Raw genomic sequence first — 17,003 nt, forward strand, 5'->3', positions numbered from 1 at the left:
TCAGTACCTCACGCTACATTCCACATTCATGCCGGTGCTGAGGCGTGCCATGTCCTCCGGTTTGTTACTTCCCGAAAACTCTATCCTTATAGGAATGCGCTGGCGGACCTTTACAAAATTGCCGGCGGAATTGTCCTGCGGAATCAGTGAGAGTGACGCGCCAGTGGCTTTTGACAGAGATTTCACAGTCCCATGGAACACAACACCAGGGATGGCGTCCACCTTTATCTCAACATCGCTGCCCGGAGCTATATGGCGGAGCTGTGTCTCCTTGTAGTTTGCAGCAACCCATACATCATCATCTGCAATCACGTCAAGCAGAGTCTGTCCCGGCTGTACAAGCTGTCCCTCTTGAATGGTCTTGCGTGAGGCATAGCCGTCACATGGCGCGACAATCACCGTATAGCTGAGGTTCAGCTCGGCAGTCTCAAGCATGGCCTTGGCAAGCTCTATGCCCGCATCCGACTGTGAGATGCGCTGACGGTTGACATCGACCAAGGAAGAGGATGCGGAACGCTGGCGCGCAAGCATTTCGTAACGTGCCTTCTTCGCCTCGTAATCGGTCTTTATGCCGTCATACTGTTGGCGTGTCACAGCATCTTTTGCAAGAAGTTTCTCGTAACGAGCCAAATCCTTGAAAGCATTGTCCATAAGGACTTTGGCTTCTTCCACGGACGCTTCGCTCACAGCGACATTGGCAGAGGCCGAGGTTACAGACTTGTCAGCCACACCGCGCCCTGCCAGTGCGTTGCGGTAGTCGGCATTGGCGCGTGCAACGTTGAGTCGCATGTCGGCATCGTCAATGATGACGAGTGTGTCGCCTTTCCTGACTTTTTGGTACTCATTGAAGCGTATCTCTTTTATAAATCCCTGCACACGGCTGTTTATCGGGACAATCTGGCGGCGTACTTGCGCATTGTCGGTGAACTCCACATTGCCAAGGTGGACGAACTTGCTGCCCACCCATAATGCCACGGCTGAGACAACGACTGCTGTTATAACGTAAGAAAGTAATTTTTTGTTGCGATGTTTCATATTTTTCCGGTGATGAATAATAGTTTGTAATAATAGTAGATAATGTTTATGCGTGCGTCGGCAAGCTGCTGTTCTGCCTCGAGCTTGGCGTTTGCTGCGTCAAGCATGTCCGTAATCAGTGCCATGCCGGCAGAGTAGCGCGTCTCGACAGTGCGGTAGTTCCTTTCGGCAAGCTCTGCTCCTTTGGTTCGCGTCTTCAGTTCTTCGTAAGTCTCAAGGTAGCGGACATGGTCGGCGTTTACTGCCAGCGTGACATTCTCCTCGGCAACAGCAAGTTCCTCCATGGCTTTCTTGGTGGCTGCACGGCTTTTTGCCAGCGACTTGTTGCTCTTGTAAAGCGAAGAGATGTTGTAGCTTACGCCGACACCGACATACCAATAGCTCAGGTTGCGGTCTATCGGAGGGATTTCCACGAGGATAGGTCCGTCGGTGCTCCATGCAGCCTGCAATCCCACTTTCGGCATGCGCTCGGCACGCACAAGAGCTTCCGCTTTCTTGCTCATGTCCACTCCCGTGCGGGCAAGGCTCAGTGAAGGAGAGTGGGAGAGTGCTTCCTGCTGCCATTGGCCGGCGTTGTTCTTTGGCAAAGAGCGGTCGAGGATGGCAGAGTCGGGCACAATGACGGTGCTTTCCGGCATTCCCGCCGTTGTCACAAGATTGTTGTTAAGGATGCTGAGAGTGTTGTTTATCCTTACGAGTTGCAGCTCCAGATTGGACAGAAGGAGTTCATAACGCGTGATGTCGTTTTGCAGTACTGTCCCTTGCTCATGCCTTGCGCGTATTTTTTCCAGCACCTTCCGTGCCGCCGTGATGTTGCTTTCGACCACCTGACGGAGATTAGTGTACTTGTAAATGTCAAGGTAGAAACCTGCAAGGCGCAGCCTGATGTTGTCCCTTTGGAAATCAGTGGCATAGCGTGACGCCATGGATTTCAGTTCGGCAAGTTCGATGGCGCGTGACATTGCACCGCCGGTGTACACGGGTTGCGTCACGTTTACCGAAATGCTATTGCCGAAATGAGGTATCGGCGCTCTTTGGTAATCACTGAAATCACGTTTCGTGGAGAATCCGTCACCAATGTAACTCGCTGACAGCGAAGCGGATATGTCCGGCAGTCGTCCTGCCCTCGCCACACTGACAGCATGCTCTGCCTCTTCCTGTGCAGAGAATGAAGGGCGGAGTTGCGCACTGTTTGCCTCGGCGGTCTTGAAGATTTCCTCCAATGTGACCACCGACTGGGCATGGGTACGCACTCCACCGCTCAACAAGGTCACAGAAAGCAACCCTGTGAGCAATCGAAGATTGTTCATGAAAAAAAGATGTTTAATAATGTTTGTTTTGTAGTTTCAGTCTGCCATGGGTGACTGAAAAAGACTCGCTGAGTATCATCCTGTTGTATGATACCAAACCGTTAATGTGTCACATGGAGGCTGTGCTTTTCCAGTTCTCCAAATGCCCCCAGTTTCTTACCGGGACGCTAATAAATGAAACAGATGTCTTTTTTGAGTTCATATAAAGGCAACTCTGTATGAATTGCGCTGCAAAGTTACTCATTTTTTCTTGAATAGCGGACGATTTTTAGAGATTTTTTTGCAGATGCGATAATGACAATGAAGGATGTGTGGTATTGTTTCTGCGTTGTGTGGCATGATGATTTTAACATTTCTGCGGAGAATTGCGGGAAAATGTTGGGAATTTTGTATGGATTTTGGCTTAAGTGTAATTGTTTGTGTGTCAGGGTGTTGGATTTGTATGCGCGCTTTTTCGGCTTCAGGGGGCAATAAATAAGGTGATAAAAGGTATTGTTTTGAGGGGTAAATGGTATTGGATGGCGATGCGAAGTGTATTGAATGATAAGGTAGAAAGTATCGAATGGTGGTGTCATTCGATAGGAATGGGGTGGGGAAGTGGCAAAAACGTGTCGTTCAGCGTTGGTTTTCTCTTTTTCAAGTGTGGATGGAGTGAAAAAAGAGACTTGCGATTGTCAAAATATTTCCACTGTTTAACAAAGGTGAAGGAGTGTGAATGGCGGAATGGAGCGTTGCGAATTGGGGGTGGCGGAGTGGGCTTTTTCATGCCACAACATGAAAAGAACCACAATGCAGCTTGAGAAGCCATTACGCAACCTGATGAATCATGATGTGGCGTGCCGTTCCCTCCGCAATGTTCGCCACTCCGCAACGCGCTGCCAGCACCATTTGGTCGTACAACCGGCGACATGGGTCTATGTGGTAGTCCACGAATCTGTCGCAGAAACTCTGCGTTCCAAGCTGTACGATGTTGGCGAGAACCCATGAATTGAGCCAGAAATAGGATTGGGAAAACTTGATGTCAACAGCCATAGTTGTAAGGGGTTTAGTTGTTAATTAGGGGATGCATCATTATTCAACATGGCACAACATGGTGCATCATGATAAAACGATTAATAATTGTTTCCCGGCAACTTGCCGGCGCGTGGTGCAAATCCGCTATGCAGTAAGCACGCGCGGAGTCAGTATTTCATGTAATAGTCCTCCAGCAATTTGAAGAGTTTCATCAGGAACAATACCAATATCGCTTGTATTAGTGTCTCCTGAATGTCGATGCTGCCCTCGAACAAGAACTCAACCACAAGGAAGATTATGCAGCACATGACTGCTTCGAGAATAAGGGAAAGTATGCGCTTTGCGTTCATTTTGAGTTGTTTTGGGTTGGATGGCTTTCGGTTTTGCGCGAGAATCCATCGGAGGATGATGCTGCGCATTCTTTTGCAAAAATAAGAAAAATAATCGGAATGGAAAACAGATGTGTGAAATTATTTGTTTTTCTCATGAAAAAATAGTAATTTTGCAGACAAAATTTCAAAAACGTTTCTGAAAATATGAATATTTCTTATAAATGGCTTAAGGAGTATGTGGACTTCGACCTCACTGCTGAGGAAGTCTGCGCTGCCCTTACATCCATTGGTCTTGAGGTTGGTGCCCTTGAGGAAGTTCAGAGTGTCAAGGGTGGATTGAAAGGACTTTATGTCGGCGAGGTCCTCACTTGTGAGGAACATCCTAACTCCGACCATCTCCATGTTACCACCGTTGACCTCGGCAAGAAGGATGCTGAGGGAAATCCAGTGGCACAGCAGATTGTCTGCGGTGCGCCTAATGTCGCTGCCGGTCAGAAGGTTATTGTCGCTGATTTGGGCTGTGTGCTTTATGACGGCGATAAAGAGTTTGTCATCAAGAAGTCAAAATTGCGCGGTGTGGAGTCTAACGGCATGATATGTGCCGAGGACGAAATCGGTGTGGGAACAAACCACGACGGCATCATTGTACTGCCTGGGGACACCACTGTCGGTATGCCTGCTGCGGAGTACTATAACCTTGAGAGCGACTGGCTCATAGAGGTGGACATCACTGCCAACCGTGCCGATGCACTCTCTCATTACGGTGTTGCCCGCGACCTTAACGCATGGCTTGTGAACAATGGTAAGCCGTCCACCCTCCACCGTCCTTCATGCGACGCTTTCAAGGTGGACAATGAGAACCTGCCTGTAAAGGTCACGATAGAAAACACAGAGGCTTGCCGCCGTTATGCGTGCGTCTCACTCACAGGATGTGAGGTGAAGGAGTCTCCGGAATGGCTGAAGAACAAGCTCTCAATCATCGGTCTGCGTCCGATAAACAACATTGTGGACATCACAAACTATGTGATGATGGCCTATGGACAGCCGCTCCACTGCTTTGACGCCGACATGGTGACAGGCAACCATATCATTGTCAAGGACAACAACGAAGGCAAAAAGTTCATCACTCTTGACGGTGAGGAGCACACTCTCGGTGAGCATGACCTCGCCATCTGCAATGAGGAAGAGCCGATGTGCATTGCCGGAGTGTTCGGAGGCAAAGGCTCCGGAACTTACGAGACGACAAAGAATGTTGTCATAGAGTCGGCCTATTTCCACCCGACATGGATTCGCAAGTCGGCACGCCGTCACGGTCTTTCCACAGATGCGTCGTTCCGTTTCGAGCGCGGTATAGACCCGGAGGGAACTATCTACGCTCTGAAGCAGGCTGCAATCCTTTGCCAAGAGCTTGCCGGCGGTAAGGTTTCAATGGAAATCTGTGACGAATACCCTAATCCTATCGCACCGGCAAAGGTGTCATTGAAATACGATTATGTCGATAACCTTATCGGCAAGAAGATAGGCAACGACACTATCAAGTCTATTGTGACATCACTTGAAATGACAATCGACGAGGAGACAGCCGAAGGTTTGGAACTTTCCGTGCCTGCTTACCGTGTCGATGTCCGGCGTCCTTGCGATGTTGTCGAGGACATCCTGCGCATATACGGATATAATAATGTGGAGATTCCTACACAGTTGAAGTCCTCGCTTGTCATCAAGGGTGAGGAGGACAAGAAGCTGAAGATGCAGAATCTTGTGGCAGAGCAGCTCGTGGGTGCGGGATTCCGTGAGATTCTCTGCAGCTCACTGACAAAGAGCGCGTACTATGACGGTCTTGAAAGTGTGCCTGCAGAGTCACTTGTGAACATCATGAATCCGTTGTCCTCCGACCTTAATGTCATGCGTGGCACACTACTTTTCGGAGGTCTTGAAGCCATTGTGCGCAATGCCAACCGCAAATATCCTAACCTCCGTTTCTTCGAAGTAGGAAACCTCTACGAGTATTCCAAGGAGAAGCAGGATGACGAGAATCCTATGAGAGCCTATAAGGAGGAGAACTACCTCGGTCTGTGGATGACGGGCAAGAGCATAGAAGGCTCTTGGGCGCATAAGGACGAGAAGATGTCGTTCTATCATCTCCGTGCAACCGTCGACAACATCTTTGCGCGTGTGGGACTCACTCCTCAGATGACAGTCATCGAACGCTCCAATTCCGACCTTTTCTCTGCTGCTCTGAAAGTCATGACACGTGGTGGAAAGGTGCTCTGCGAGATGGGTATCGTGAGCAAGAAGATACAGAAGAAGTTCGAGATACAGAATGAGGTTTATTTCGCCCAGATAAACTGGACTCAGCTTTGCAAGGCTGTCAAGAAGCATTCCGTGCATTACCAGGAAATCTCAAAGTTCCCTGCTGTAAGCCGCGACCTCTCACTTCTCATCGATTCCAATATCGAGTTTGCGCAGATTGTGAGCATAGCACGTAACACAGAGAAGAAGCTGCTTAAGTCTGTCGAGCTCTTTGACGTTTATGAGGGTGACAAACTGCCGGAAGGAAAGAAGTCCTATGCTGTCAATTTTATCCTTCAGGATGCGGAGAAGACACTCAATGATAAGGCTATCGATGCAATCATGAACAAGCTCATCACTAACCTGAAGAAGCAGCTTGATGCGGAACTGAGATAAAAACCGTGTTCGGCAATTATAAAAGAAACAAACATAAAAACATAAAATACAATGGGAAGAGCATTTGAATATCGCAAGGCCGCCAAGATGAAGCGTTGGGGCCACATGGCAAAGACTTTCACACGTCTGGGCAAACAGATTGCAATCGCAGTGAAGGCAGGCGGTCCGGAGCCGGAGACAAACCCAACACTCCGTTCCATCATAGCTGTCTGCAAGCGTGAGAACATGCCGAAGGACAATATCGAGCGCGCCATCAAGAACGCTATGGGTAAGGACCAGTCTGACTACAAGGAGGTGACATACGAGGGATACGGTCCTCACGGAATCGCTGTGTTTGTTGACACACTGACCGACAACACCACACGTACCGTGGCTGATGTGCGCTCTATCTTCAACAAGTTCTCAGGCAACCTTGGCACAACAGGCTCACTCAGCTTCCTGTTCGACCACAAGTGTGTGTTCACATTCAAGAAGCCTGAAGGTCTTGACATGGACGAGCTTATCCTCGAACTGATTGACTTCAATGTCGATGACGAGTTTGACGAGGAGTTCAATGAGGATACCAACGAGGACACAATCACTATCTATGGTGACCCTAAGTCTTATGCCATGATTCAGAAGTTCCTTGAGGACAAGGGCTTTGAGGGAGTAGGTGGCGAGTTCACTTATATTCCTAACGACCTTAAGGAAGTCACTGACGAGCAGCGCGAGGTTATCGAGAAGATGGTTGAGCGACTCGAGGAGTTTGACGATGTTCAGACTGTGTACACAAATATGAAGTAGGAAATGACGAATGGAGCATCATTGCTCCACGTTGTTTGGATTACATAATTCCACCGCAGGTCTTGGCGTTTGCATGAAACACTTATGCAAACGTCAGGACTTTGTAGGAAAATGCAGTGTGGTGATGTGAGTTTCCTGACATGCCACAAGAAAAGCAAGCATATAAAGAAGAATATGAAAACATTATCATTTCAGACACAAGGAACCTGTGCTAAGTTTATAAATGTCACTCTCACTGATGACGGGGTAGTGGAGGATGTTGAGTTTGCAGGCGGATGCAATGGCAATACGAAGGGAATCGCTTCACTTGTCCGTGGCATGAAGGCTGAAGATGTCATCAAGCGACTTGAAGGCATCACTTGCGGAATGAAGACGACAAGCTGCCCTAACCAGTTTGCACAGGCACTGAAGCAAATGCTGTAATATTATAATAAGGTGATGCTGTATCGTCCGGATTCCCGGCTGTTGCGGATGAAACCTTTGTACATTTATTGTTCTGTTTGGAATATGAGGATACCATGTTTTGCTGTTATAATGGCGTGCGCCTTTCTTTCATCATGTCAAGAGAGCATAGAGGAACGCGCAGAGCGAGAGGCGAGGGAATACACATTGAAATATTGCCCGACGCCTCCTCAGAATGATGTAATCACGGACAGCATTGTCTACCATAGTGCGACAAAGACATATTCCACGTACATGACATTCACTGACAAACTTGATGATAAAGAGATGCTTGCCGGGCATAATGATGAGATTGTGGAAAGCATGTTGCAAATGGTGCGCTCAAATGCTGGTATGCAGGCATATAAGGACGCTGGATTCTCTTTTGAATATGTCTGTCGTTCGCAAAAGACTCCGGGCACTATGCTTCTGCATGTCACATTCACACAGAAAGATTATAATTCCTGTTCTGAATAATACAACAATCATTATACACAGATGATATTCACACTATCTTGCACAGGAAATACACGTTGGGCGGCAGATTTGCTGGCGCAGATGACCAATGATAAGGTCGTCTCGATTCCCGATGCCGTTAATGGTGACTGCACTTATCGTATCCGTGCCGGAGAAAGGATAGGCTTTTGTCTGCCTGTCCATGGCTGGCGTCTTCAGCCATTGGTGCGTGATTTCATTGATAAAATGAGTTTCGTCACGCATGCTGACGAAGATAGTTTGCATAAGGGAACGCTTTCCCCATATTGCTATTTCCTCATCACCTGTGGGGACAGCTGTGGGGAGTATGGTGAGCAGTTGGAGGCTGCCCTTGAAGTCAAAGGATTGAAAGTGAGGTCATGCTGCTCAATCATCATGCCGGAGTCTTATGTCGGTTTGCCGTTCATGGATGTCGATACAGACATCCGTGAGGCGGAAAAGAAGATGAATGCACGCAGCAAGGTGCTTGAGTTCGCAGACATCATAGCCGAGAACCGTTCTGTCCGAATGCCTTTGCATAGAGGAGCATTGCCACGTTTCTACAGCCGTGTGCTTGGCAAGTTCTTCTACAGGTTCCTCATTACCGACAAACGCTTCAAGGTCAATGCCGGAAAATGTATCGGTTGCGGAAAATGCCGGAATCATTGTCCGGTGGGCAACATGGCGATGACTGACGGCAGACCGGAATGGCTTCATACAGGGAAATGCATGACGTGCATGGCATGCTACCACTATTGTCCAGAGAAGGCAATCTCTTTCTGGAAATTCACAAAGAGCAAAGGGCAATATTATTTTGACCATAACAAAAGAAGAGAGGGAAAACATTGATAGCCATGCGTTTATGATTTTTGTCAATGGTGCTGTGCTGTTCTTTTTGCAAACTCATGTGTGGAGCATGGCAAAACTGTTGTCAAACTTTATTCTCATATAGATGTATGTCAATTTTCGCTTGCAATACTGAAAGAATTATCCAAAAACAACATGGACATGTTTGGATTTAAGGATTTTTTTATTATCTTTGCATTGAAAAATATTAGTAGAGAATACAAGTTCAGATCAGAATAATGGAAAAGAAAATGTTGTTTCCGGATTATATATTTGAGTCAAGCTGGGAAGTTTGCAATAAGGTAGGAGGTATTTATACTGTACTCTCCACACGAGCAAAGACACTAACTGACATTATCCGTGACCGTCTTATATTTATAGGGCCTGACTGCTGGGGAGAAAAGCAGTCGCCATATTTCAGACCGGACAGTTCACTCCTTGAGAATTGGGAGAAGAAAGCTAATGCTGAAGGGCTGAAAGTCAAGGTGGGACGATGGGATATTCCGGGAAAACCTATAGCTGTTCTTGTTGATTTTAAACCGTATTTCGACAAGAAGAATGAAATATATACAAGCCTTTGGGAAAAATATCAGGTGGATTCTCTCCATGCTTATGGTGATTATGATGAAGCCTCTATGTTTTCGTATGCAGCAGGTCTTGTAGTTGAAAATCTGTATTATTACCTTAATCTGGCACCTCAGAAAGTCATCTATCATGCCAATGAATGGATGACGGGTCTCGGTATGCTGTATGTTAAGGACAAACTTCCGAAGGTAGGCACAATATGGACGACACATGCGACATCAATCGGTCGTTCCATAGCAGGCAACAACAAACCTCTTTATGACTATCTCTGGTGCTATAACGGTGACCAGATGGCGGAGGAACTTAACATTCAGTCAAAGCATTCCATTGAGAAGCAGACGGCATTCAATGCCGATGCTTTCACGACAGTGTCCGACATCACTGCCACGGAATGCCATGAACTCATAGGGAAGCCTGTCGATGTTGTGCTCCCAAATGGCTTTGAGAATGACTTTGTGCCGAAAGGGGCAACATTCACCAAGAAGCGCAAGGAAGCAAGAAAGAAGATTCTCCGCCTTGCAAACTGTCTTGTAGGACGTGAGTTCGGCGATGATACCCTGATTGTAGGTACAAGTGGACGATATGAGTTCCGCAACAAGGGCATCGATGTCTTCACGGAAGCCATGAACCGTCTGTTGCGTGACGACAGACTGGAGAAGCAGGTGATAGCACTCATCGAGGTTCCGGCATGGGTCGGCAGTCCGCGTGAGGACTTGAAAGAGCGTTACTTGTCAGGCAAGACCTTTGACACTCCGCTGGAATTCCCAATGGTAACCCACTGGCTTAATGACATGTCCCATGACAATGTCATTGACATGATGAAATATCTTAATATGTGGAACCGTAAGGAGGACAAGGTTGTCGTTATTTTCATTCCTTGTTATCTTAATGGTGATGACGGTATCATCAATACACCTTATTATGATGTAATCATCGGCAAGGATTTGTCCGTCTATCCTTCTTACTATGAGCCTTGGGGATACACTCCATTGGAGTCCGTGGCATTCAAGGTACCGTGCATAACCACAGACCTTGCCGGTTTCGGAGTATGGGCAAACACAATAAAGGGAGCTTATTCGGAGATAGAAGACGGTGTGAAGACCATCCACCGTACAGACTACAACTATTCGGAAGTTGTTGACGTTATAAAGGATACTATCGTGAAATTCTCCAAGATGTCCGAAGCTCAGGTGAAGAAAGCCAGGGCAAATGCCGACAAACTCTCCAAGAAGGCTCTTTGGAATGAATTCATTGGATACTATCGCAAAGCGTATGACATTGCATTAACCAAAGCTAACAAAAGATAAAACAAATACACCAAACAATGAAAATCAAAGCAAATTACGTAAATGCTCCGGTTTGGAAGGAACTGGCTATCAAGTCAACCCTTCCTCAGGAGTTAGAGTGTCTTGACGAGATTGCACACAATCTCTGGTGGTCATGGAACTATGAGGCACGTGACCTGTGGCGTTCACTTGACCGCGACCTTTTTGAAAAGGTAGGCGAGAACCCTGTGGCTCTCCTTGAGAAACTCCCTTATGAGCGCAAGGAAGAGTGTGCCAAGGATAAGGAAATCATGAAGAAGGTGAAGAACGTTGACAAGCTCTTCAAGGAGTACATGGCGCAGCCTGTTGACAAGAGCCGTCCTTCTGTTGCTTACTTCTGCATGGAGTATGGTATCTCACAGGTACTTAAGATTTATTCCGGTGGTCTCGGTATGCTTGCCGGCGACTATGTCAAGGAGGCTTCCGACTCTAACGTTGACATGTGTGCTGTGGGCTTCCTTTATCGTTACGGCTATTTCAAGCAGTCAATCTCTATGGAGGGTGACCAGATTGCAAACTACGACGCACAGAACTTCAACTCTCTCCCTGTAGTGCGCACTCTCGACCCTGCCACAGGTGAGCCTCTCGTTGTTGACGTTCCTTACACCAACTATATGGTTCACGCTTCCGTATGGACAGCAAACGTTGGACGTGTGAAACTGTATCTCCTTGATACTGACAACGAGATGAACTCCGAGTTCGACCGCCCAATCACTCACGCACTCTATGGTGGCGACTGGGAGAACCGTCTGAAGCAGGAGATTCTCCTCGGTATCGGTGGTATGCTGACACTGAAGAAGCTCGGCATAAAGAAGGACATCTACCACTGCAACGAGGGACACGCTGCACTCTGCAATCTCCAGCGCCTTATCGACTATATCCACGAGGGACTCACATTCAATCAGGCAATAGAGCTTGTACGCGCTTCAGGTCTCTATACATGCCACACTCCGGTGCCTGCAGGTCACGACTATTTTGACAAAGACCTCTTCGGCAAATACATGAGCGGCTATCCACAGCAGCTCGGCATCTCTTGGGATGAGTTCATCGGTATGGGACGCACAAACCCTGATGACCATAATGAGAAGTTCTCTATGTCAACATTCGCACTCAACACTTGCCAGGAATCAAACGGTGTGTCAAAGCTCCACGGATGGGTGTCACAGAAGATGTTCGCTCCTACATGGGCAGGCTACTGGCCTGAGGAGAACCATATCGGCTACGTGACCAACGGCGTTCACTTCCCTACATGGTGTGCGACAGAGATGCGCAAGATTTACGCCAAGTACTTCGACAAGAACCACCTCAATGACCAGTCCAACGAGTCTATCTGGCACGGCATCTACAACTGTCCTGACGAGGAACTCTGGGCAACACGCATGGAGCTGAAGAACAAGCTCGCTGACTACATCAAGATTAAGTTCAAGGACGTATGGCTCCGCAACCAGGGCGACCCAGCACGCGTTGTCTCACTCCTCAACAAGATCAACCCTAACGGACTGACAATCGGCTTCTGCCGCCGCTTCGCAACATACAAGCGTGCTCACCTCCTGTTCACTGACCTTGAGCGTCTCTCTAAGATTGTCAACAATCCGGAGCACCCTGTGACATTCCTCTTCGCAGGAAAGGCTCACCCTGCTGACGGTGGCGGTCAGGGACTCATCAAGCGCATCTACGAGATTTCACAGCGTCCTGAGTTCCTCGGCAAGATTATCTTCCTTGAGGACTACGACCAGCAGCTCGCACGCCGCCTTGTTTCAGGATGCGACATCTGGATGAACACTCCTACACGTCCTCTCGAGGCTTCCGGAACTTCCGGCGAGAAGGCTGAGATGAACGGTGTTGTCAACCTCTCTGTCCTTGACGGATGGTGGGTGGAAGGCTACCGCGAGGGTGCAGGATGGGCTCTTCCTGAGAAGCGTACATACCAGAACCAGGGCTACCAGGATCAGCTTGACGCTGCAACAATCTACAATATGCTTGAGAACGAGATTGTGCCTCTCTACTACAACAAGGACGAGAAGGGCATCTCTGCAGGCTGGATGCAGGTTGTCAAGAACTCTATAGCTACAATCGCTCCTCACTACACAATGAAGCGTCAGCTTGACGACTACTATGACCGCTTCTACACAAAGCAGGCACAGCGTTTCGCAGAACTTGCAAAGGACGACAACAAGGTTGCCAAGGAACTCGCATCATGGAAGGAGACAGTGGCACAGCGTTGGGACAGCATCTATGTTGTTTCCAATGAGTCAAACCTCACAGAGGGTGTTGCGACAGGCAAGGAAATGAACATCAAGTTTGTCATTGACGAGCAGGGACTCAACAATGCAGTAGGAGTGGAGCTTGTAATCCTGAAGAATGATATGGCGGATACTGACCGTGAAATCAAGCGCATCGTTCCATTTGAGGTGACAAAGGTGGAAGGCAACCTCTACACATTCGAGGCTCACTACACACCGTCACAGGCAGGTGCTTACAAGACAGCCGTTCGTATGTATCCTAAGAACGACCTCCTCCCACACCGTTGCGATTTCGCATACATCAAGTGGATTGGATAAATCAATGCTGATACAGATTCCAGTCTGATAAACCTCAAATATCCCCGTCGGTAATTACTATGCCGGCGGGGATATTTTTGTTACATTTGTTTTGATGTAAATCAAACTATTCGCAGGGGAAATCAGAATTTTTCCATTAATATTTGCGAGATTCAGAAAAAGTCAGTACCTTTGCATCCGCATTTGAGAAACAATGCTTGGTTATGGCTCCTTAGCTCAACTGAATAGAGCATCTGACTACGGATCAGAAGGTTGCAGGTTTGAATCCTGCAGGAGTCACAAAAGCAAAGGGAATCAAAGCCAGAATGATGGCTCCTTAGCTCAACTGAATAGAGCATCTGACTACGGATCAGAAGGTTGCAGGTTTGAATCCTGCAGGAGTCACAAAAGCAAAGGGAATCAAAGCCAGAATGATGGCTCCTTAGCTCAACTGAATAGAGCATCTGACTACGGATCAGAAGGTTGCAGGTTTGAATCCTGCAGGAGTCACAACGAACAGGATAGACACTCAAGTCTATCCTGTTTTGTTTTATATATATGCCTTTGAAATCTCCTGCCGCCGGCTTTTTGTTTTGCATAATGCCGTTCCTTGGGGCATTGATTATTTTTAATTCTATAAGACTATGAGCGACAACGGAATGAAAAATGGAACGGAAGACAAAATTGTGTATGCTTTGTGTGTCATTTTGGGGCTTTATTGTGTTTACTTGTACGTGACGAACCATAAAGCACATGAAGGAAACCTTGATAAAAATACCGCTCCCCGTACCTCCATGCCGTATCACCAAAGCTTTCCTGCGCCGGAGAATAGGGAGTATGACCGTGAGGCTTCGGAGAGAGTCTATAAGGCACTGTCCGGCGGTACAAGTGAAGCCGACATTTTCAATGAACATCTCGATGACTATCTTGAAGACCCGGAGGATGAAATAACCTTTCCTTCCGAAATCTATGATACGCAGATAGACGATGAGGAAGATATCTTGTGCTCAGAGCCACTACGGAGTCTCCTGGCTTCTTAGAGGTAGGGACAGGAGGCTTCTTTAAGGAACAAGACCCGAATGTTGCGGTAGAAGAACTACAAGAAAAATGGGTTGATGGCTCTCATGTTATGTACATCGGAAAGACAGGAGGGAAGGAAGGGAAAGCTACTTTGAAATCGCGCTTGAAGCAATATTTTGGATTTGGTGCAGGAAAAGCGGTAGGTCATAGAGGTGGACGATATATTTGGCAGTTGTCAGACTCCCGTTCCTTGGTTGTCTGCTGGAAAATATTGCATGATGAAGAGCCACGTGATGTGGAAGCACGAATGATTCAAGACTTTAAGCGTGAACATAACGGACAACGTCCTTTTGCCAATCTGCAAGAGTGAAATTTATTTATGCTGGTAAACCATACACACCGTTTTACGGTGCTGTGGTTGAGATAAATTTGTCCGTAGAATAGTTGTGAAATTATGGGCAGATTTCTGAAAAAACAATAAAATATCAGGCGATGATGTATTTCTTTCGGCAAATAATGCTACCTTTACCGCACTTAACCAAAAAAGAAAATATTATGTGCAAGAATGAAGGAATCATCCGGTCGGCAATACTCGCAGTGAGTATAGTCGTGTTAGGCCTTTCTATCAAGGCGGGTATCGACAATTATGCGGAGAAAGACAGGACGGTTACTGTCAAGGGACTTGCCGAGAAAGAGGTGGCGGCGGACAAGGTGACATGGCCTATCCCGACAAAAGAGTTGGGCAATGACCTGCCGGAACTCTACAGCCGTATCAATGCCACGACAAGCAAAGTGACGGCATTCCTGAAGCAAAACGGTGTGAAGGACAGCGAGATAAGTGTCAATGCTCCTGTCGTCATAGACCTTAATGCCGACCAGTACCGTACAAACACCAATGGCTACCGTTACAATGTCACATCCGTCATCACTGTGACATCAAACAATGTGAAACTTGTGCGTGGCATCATGGCACGTCAGGGCGAACTCCTGAAGCAAGGTGTGGCAATCGTTGACGGCGGATACCAGAACACAGTGCAGTATGAATATGTGGCATTCCAGCAGATGAAGCCGAAGATGATGCAGGAAGCGATAAAGAATGCGCGCCTTACGGCAGAGCAGTTTGCGGAGAACAGCAACAGCTCAATAGGCAAAATCCATACAGCAGGGCAGGGACAGTTCTCCATAGAGGACCGTGACCAAAACACTCCTTACATAAAGAAAGTGCGTGTGGTCACAACTGTAACCTACACACTGGAAGATTGACTTGTATGTTTCTAAAAATCAATCTATTATAAATGCAAAAACAAAGTGTTATCTTTTGAGGGATAAAAGGTAACACTTTCTATGGTAAAAGGTGGCACTTTACAATGCAAAGGGTAACACTTTGTTTTGTGGGGTGTCACCTTTTGCTGTTGCAAAAATAATTGCATGAACAGTCAACCGGTAAGTGCAATTGTGGTTACAAAGTTATACATTAACGTGAGTTCGACGAATTTACGCTAATATACAATAGTTTTTTTATCGGACGACATCAATAAAAGTTATACAAAGCATTGCCTGCTTAACAGGAACGATGGCGCACAGTAATCCGTCACGCCGTTGTGCGAATCGCTTGTCCGCTGCCATATAGCGTCTGCCCGTATTGCTACTATCATGACATAGTCTTTTCGTATTGCGCAAAGTTGTTCTCAATCAAGAAACAGCCAAATGTCTTGTCTTCAATGGGAAATACTCTCCGGAAATGTTGGCAAATAAATTGGTTATTAGTAAATTTGCCATTGGTTTTTGCCATGCTATGTGATAGCGTGGCGGCTACAAGATTGGCAAATTGCTGAATCCGAACGATTAAAAACGCCAAAAATACATTGTAGAGGATAAAGCAATCCAAAGTTCCTTGTCTTTTCCTAAGAAAGAGGAGGACGAGTGCTGTACCTGATAGTATGGCACTTTGTCTGTTTCTGTTTGGGCTATAGGCAAGGAGTACCGTTCCGACATCTGATGAAAACCAGATACGAGACGGCGTAGGTTGTATATTCTCTCGCTTCACCTTCTACAAAGGTGATTGGCGTTACCTAATCGTTCAGGTGTAAGCAGGAAGCTGACTTACGCCTTTCTTGTTTTTAGTGCAGGTAACGAACAAACTATAAATGAACTTGTTCAAACTAATTTATATTCGTTAATTATTCGCTAAAATACAAAAAATACAGCGTATTTTCCAAAAGGTTTATTATATTATTGTGACCAAACCTTAATATATATCCCAATGTCAAAATACGCTGTACTTTGCAAAGATACGATAAAAAAATCAATTCTTCCATATCTTTCTGTGGCAAAACGAGGTTTCACATCAAAATTTAACATTATAGAGATTATAAATGCAATATTGTACAAGCTGAAGACAGGCTGTCAATGGCGTCTTCTCCCTGTCGGGCATCTCTTCAGCGGCGATTGCCCGACATGGAACACGGTCTTCCACCATTATCGTAAATGGTGCAAGGCCGGTGACTGGCAGCGCGCTTTCACCGAATTGGTCAAAGGGAACAAGGACAAGGTGGATCTGTCACTGTCACATGTTGACGGTTCCCACACTCCTGCTTACAGGGGAGGCGAAAA

General features: G+C 46.9%; 15 protein-coding genes and 3 tRNA genes. 14 read left to right on the forward strand and 4 right to left on the reverse strand.

What is annotated here, in order from left to right:
- From E5358_RS08020 to E5358_RS08035, 4 genes are all read right to left on the reverse strand, one after another.
- Positions 1 to 1,035: an HlyD family secretion protein gene (locus E5358_RS08020; protein ID WP_135939710.1), complete on the reverse strand. Its 1,035-nt coding sequence runs from the start codon at positions 1,033 to 1,035 to the stop codon at positions 1 to 3.
- Positions 1,032 to 2,345 carry a TolC family protein gene (locus tag E5358_RS08025; protein ID WP_135939711.1) on the reverse strand — a complete coding sequence of 438 codons (1,314 nt, stop codon included), beginning with the start codon at positions 2,343 to 2,345 and terminating at the stop codon, positions 1,032 to 1,034. The genes E5358_RS08020 and E5358_RS08025 overlap by 4 nt, the downstream gene beginning before the upstream one ends.
- Before the next feature lie 807 nt (positions 2,346 to 3,152).
- Positions 3,153 to 3,377 carry a hypothetical protein gene (locus tag E5358_RS08030; protein WP_135939712.1) on the reverse strand — a complete coding sequence of 75 codons (225 nt, stop codon included), beginning with the start codon at positions 3,375 to 3,377 and terminating at the stop codon, positions 3,153 to 3,155.
- 149 nt (positions 3,378 to 3,526) lie between these two features.
- On the reverse strand, positions 3,527 to 3,709 hold the full coding sequence (locus E5358_RS08035; protein WP_135939713.1) for a hypothetical protein: 183 nt from the start codon (positions 3,707 to 3,709) through the stop codon (positions 3,527 to 3,529).
- Positions 3,710 to 3,895: 186 nt separating this feature from the next.
- Here E5358_RS08035 and pheT point away from each other — a divergent pair, with 186 nt between their 5' ends.
- The 14 genes from pheT to E5358_RS08105 form a co-directional block, all read left to right on the forward strand.
- A complete protein-coding gene (pheT, locus tag E5358_RS08040) occupies positions 3,896 to 6,376 on the forward strand; it encodes a phenylalanine--tRNA ligase subunit beta (protein WP_135939714.1) in 2,481 nt (826 codons plus the stop codon).
- 51 nt (positions 6,377 to 6,427) lie between these two features.
- Positions 6,428 to 7,159: a YebC/PmpR family DNA-binding transcriptional regulator gene (locus E5358_RS08045; RefSeq protein ID WP_135939715.1), complete on the forward strand. Its 732-nt coding sequence runs from the start codon at positions 6,428 to 6,430 to the stop codon at positions 7,157 to 7,159.
- A gap of 174 nt (positions 7,160 to 7,333) precedes the next feature.
- Positions 7,334 to 7,582: a TIGR03905 family TSCPD domain-containing protein gene (locus tag E5358_RS08050; RefSeq protein ID WP_135939716.1), complete on the forward strand. Its 249-nt coding sequence runs from the start codon at positions 7,334 to 7,336 to the stop codon at positions 7,580 to 7,582.
- A gap of 111 nt (positions 7,583 to 7,693) precedes the next feature.
- Positions 7,694 to 8,077 (forward strand): hypothetical protein, encoded by a 384-nt coding sequence (locus E5358_RS08055; protein ID WP_135939717.1) that lies wholly within the window; start codon positions 7,694 to 7,696, stop codon positions 8,075 to 8,077.
- A gap of 21 nt (positions 8,078 to 8,098) precedes the next feature.
- Positions 8,099 to 8,923 carry an EFR1 family ferrodoxin gene (locus E5358_RS08060; RefSeq protein ID WP_135939718.1) on the forward strand — a complete coding sequence of 275 codons (825 nt, stop codon included), beginning with the start codon at positions 8,099 to 8,101 and terminating at the stop codon, positions 8,921 to 8,923.
- A gap of 236 nt (positions 8,924 to 9,159) precedes the next feature.
- Positions 9,160 to 10,812 carry a glycogen/starch synthase gene (locus tag E5358_RS08065; RefSeq protein WP_135939719.1) on the forward strand — a complete coding sequence of 551 codons (1,653 nt, stop codon included), beginning with the start codon at positions 9,160 to 9,162 and terminating at the stop codon, positions 10,810 to 10,812.
- Between the two features lie 17 nt (positions 10,813 to 10,829).
- The gene (gene glgP, locus E5358_RS08070; RefSeq protein WP_135939720.1) at positions 10,830 to 13,391 is read left to right on the forward strand and encodes an alpha-glucan family phosphorylase; all 2,562 of its coding nucleotides are present in this window, start codon (positions 10,830 to 10,832) and stop codon (positions 13,389 to 13,391) included.
- Between the two features lie 205 nt (positions 13,392 to 13,596).
- Positions 13,597 to 13,670 (forward strand) — tRNA-Arg (locus E5358_RS08075).
- Between the two features lie 31 nt (positions 13,671 to 13,701).
- Positions 13,702 to 13,775 (forward strand) — tRNA-Arg (locus E5358_RS08080).
- Between the two features lie 31 nt (positions 13,776 to 13,806).
- Positions 13,807 to 13,880, forward strand: a tRNA-Arg gene (locus E5358_RS08085).
- Between the two features lie 134 nt (positions 13,881 to 14,014).
- Positions 14,015 to 14,410, forward strand: coding sequence for a hypothetical protein (locus E5358_RS08090; RefSeq protein ID WP_135939721.1), 396 nt, complete (start codon positions 14,015 to 14,017; stop codon positions 14,408 to 14,410).
- The gene (locus tag E5358_RS08095; RefSeq protein WP_135939722.1) at positions 14,374 to 14,760 is read left to right on the forward strand and encodes a hypothetical protein; all 387 of its coding nucleotides are present in this window, start codon (positions 14,374 to 14,376) and stop codon (positions 14,758 to 14,760) included. The genes E5358_RS08090 and E5358_RS08095 overlap by 37 nt, the downstream gene beginning before the upstream one ends.
- Before the next feature lie 185 nt (positions 14,761 to 14,945).
- Positions 14,946 to 15,653 carry an SIMPL domain-containing protein gene (locus E5358_RS08100; protein WP_135939723.1) on the forward strand — a complete coding sequence of 236 codons (708 nt, stop codon included), beginning with the start codon at positions 14,946 to 14,948 and terminating at the stop codon, positions 15,651 to 15,653.
- 1,000 nt (positions 15,654 to 16,653) lie between these two features.
- Positions 16,654 to 17,003, forward strand: a 350-nt coding sequence (locus E5358_RS08105) for a transposase (protein WP_135939724.1), incomplete at its 3' end; no start/stop codon positions are given.

Origin of the sequence: Palleniella muris (assembly GCF_004792655.1) — a bacterium.
In the GTDB taxonomy this organism is placed as follows: Bacteria; Bacteroidota; Bacteroidia; order Bacteroidales; family Bacteroidaceae; genus Prevotella; species Prevotella muris_A.

What these genes read in the sequence shown, in the direction of transcription:
- E5358_RS08020 (WP_135939710.1), bottom strand. Translation starts at nt 1,035, where the DNA reads ATGAAACATCGCAACAAAAAATTACTTTCTTACGTTATAACAGCAGTC.
- E5358_RS08025 (WP_135939711.1), bottom strand. Translation starts at nt 2,345, where the DNA reads ATGAACAATCTTCGATTGCTCACAGGGTTGCTTTCTGTGACCTTGTTG.
- E5358_RS08030 (WP_135939712.1), bottom strand. Translation starts at nt 3,377, where the DNA reads ATGGCTGTTGACATCAAGTTTTCCCAATCCTATTTCTGGCTCAATTCA.
- E5358_RS08035 (WP_135939713.1), bottom strand. Translation starts at nt 3,709, where the DNA reads ATGAACGCAAAGCGCATACTTTCCCTTATTCTCGAAGCAGTCATGTGC.
- pheT (WP_135939714.1), top strand. Translation starts at nt 3,896, where the DNA reads ATGAATATTTCTTATAAATGGCTTAAGGAGTATGTGGACTTCGACCTC.
- E5358_RS08045 (WP_135939715.1), top strand. Translation starts at nt 6,428, where the DNA reads ATGGGAAGAGCATTTGAATATCGCAAGGCCGCCAAGATGAAGCGTTGG.
- E5358_RS08050 (WP_135939716.1), top strand. Translation starts at nt 7,334, where the DNA reads ATGAAAACATTATCATTTCAGACACAAGGAACCTGTGCTAAGTTTATA.
- E5358_RS08055 (WP_135939717.1), top strand. Translation starts at nt 7,694, where the DNA reads ATGGCGTGCGCCTTTCTTTCATCATGTCAAGAGAGCATAGAGGAACGC.
- E5358_RS08060 (WP_135939718.1), top strand. Translation starts at nt 8,099, where the DNA reads ATGATATTCACACTATCTTGCACAGGAAATACACGTTGGGCGGCAGAT.
- E5358_RS08065 (WP_135939719.1), top strand. Translation starts at nt 9,160, where the DNA reads ATGGAAAAGAAAATGTTGTTTCCGGATTATATATTTGAGTCAAGCTGG.
- glgP (WP_135939720.1), top strand. Translation starts at nt 10,830, where the DNA reads ATGAAAATCAAAGCAAATTACGTAAATGCTCCGGTTTGGAAGGAACTG.
- E5358_RS08090 (WP_135939721.1), top strand. Translation starts at nt 14,015, where the DNA reads ATGAGCGACAACGGAATGAAAAATGGAACGGAAGACAAAATTGTGTAT.
- E5358_RS08100 (WP_135939723.1), top strand. Translation starts at nt 14,946, where the DNA reads ATGTGCAAGAATGAAGGAATCATCCGGTCGGCAATACTCGCAGTGAGT.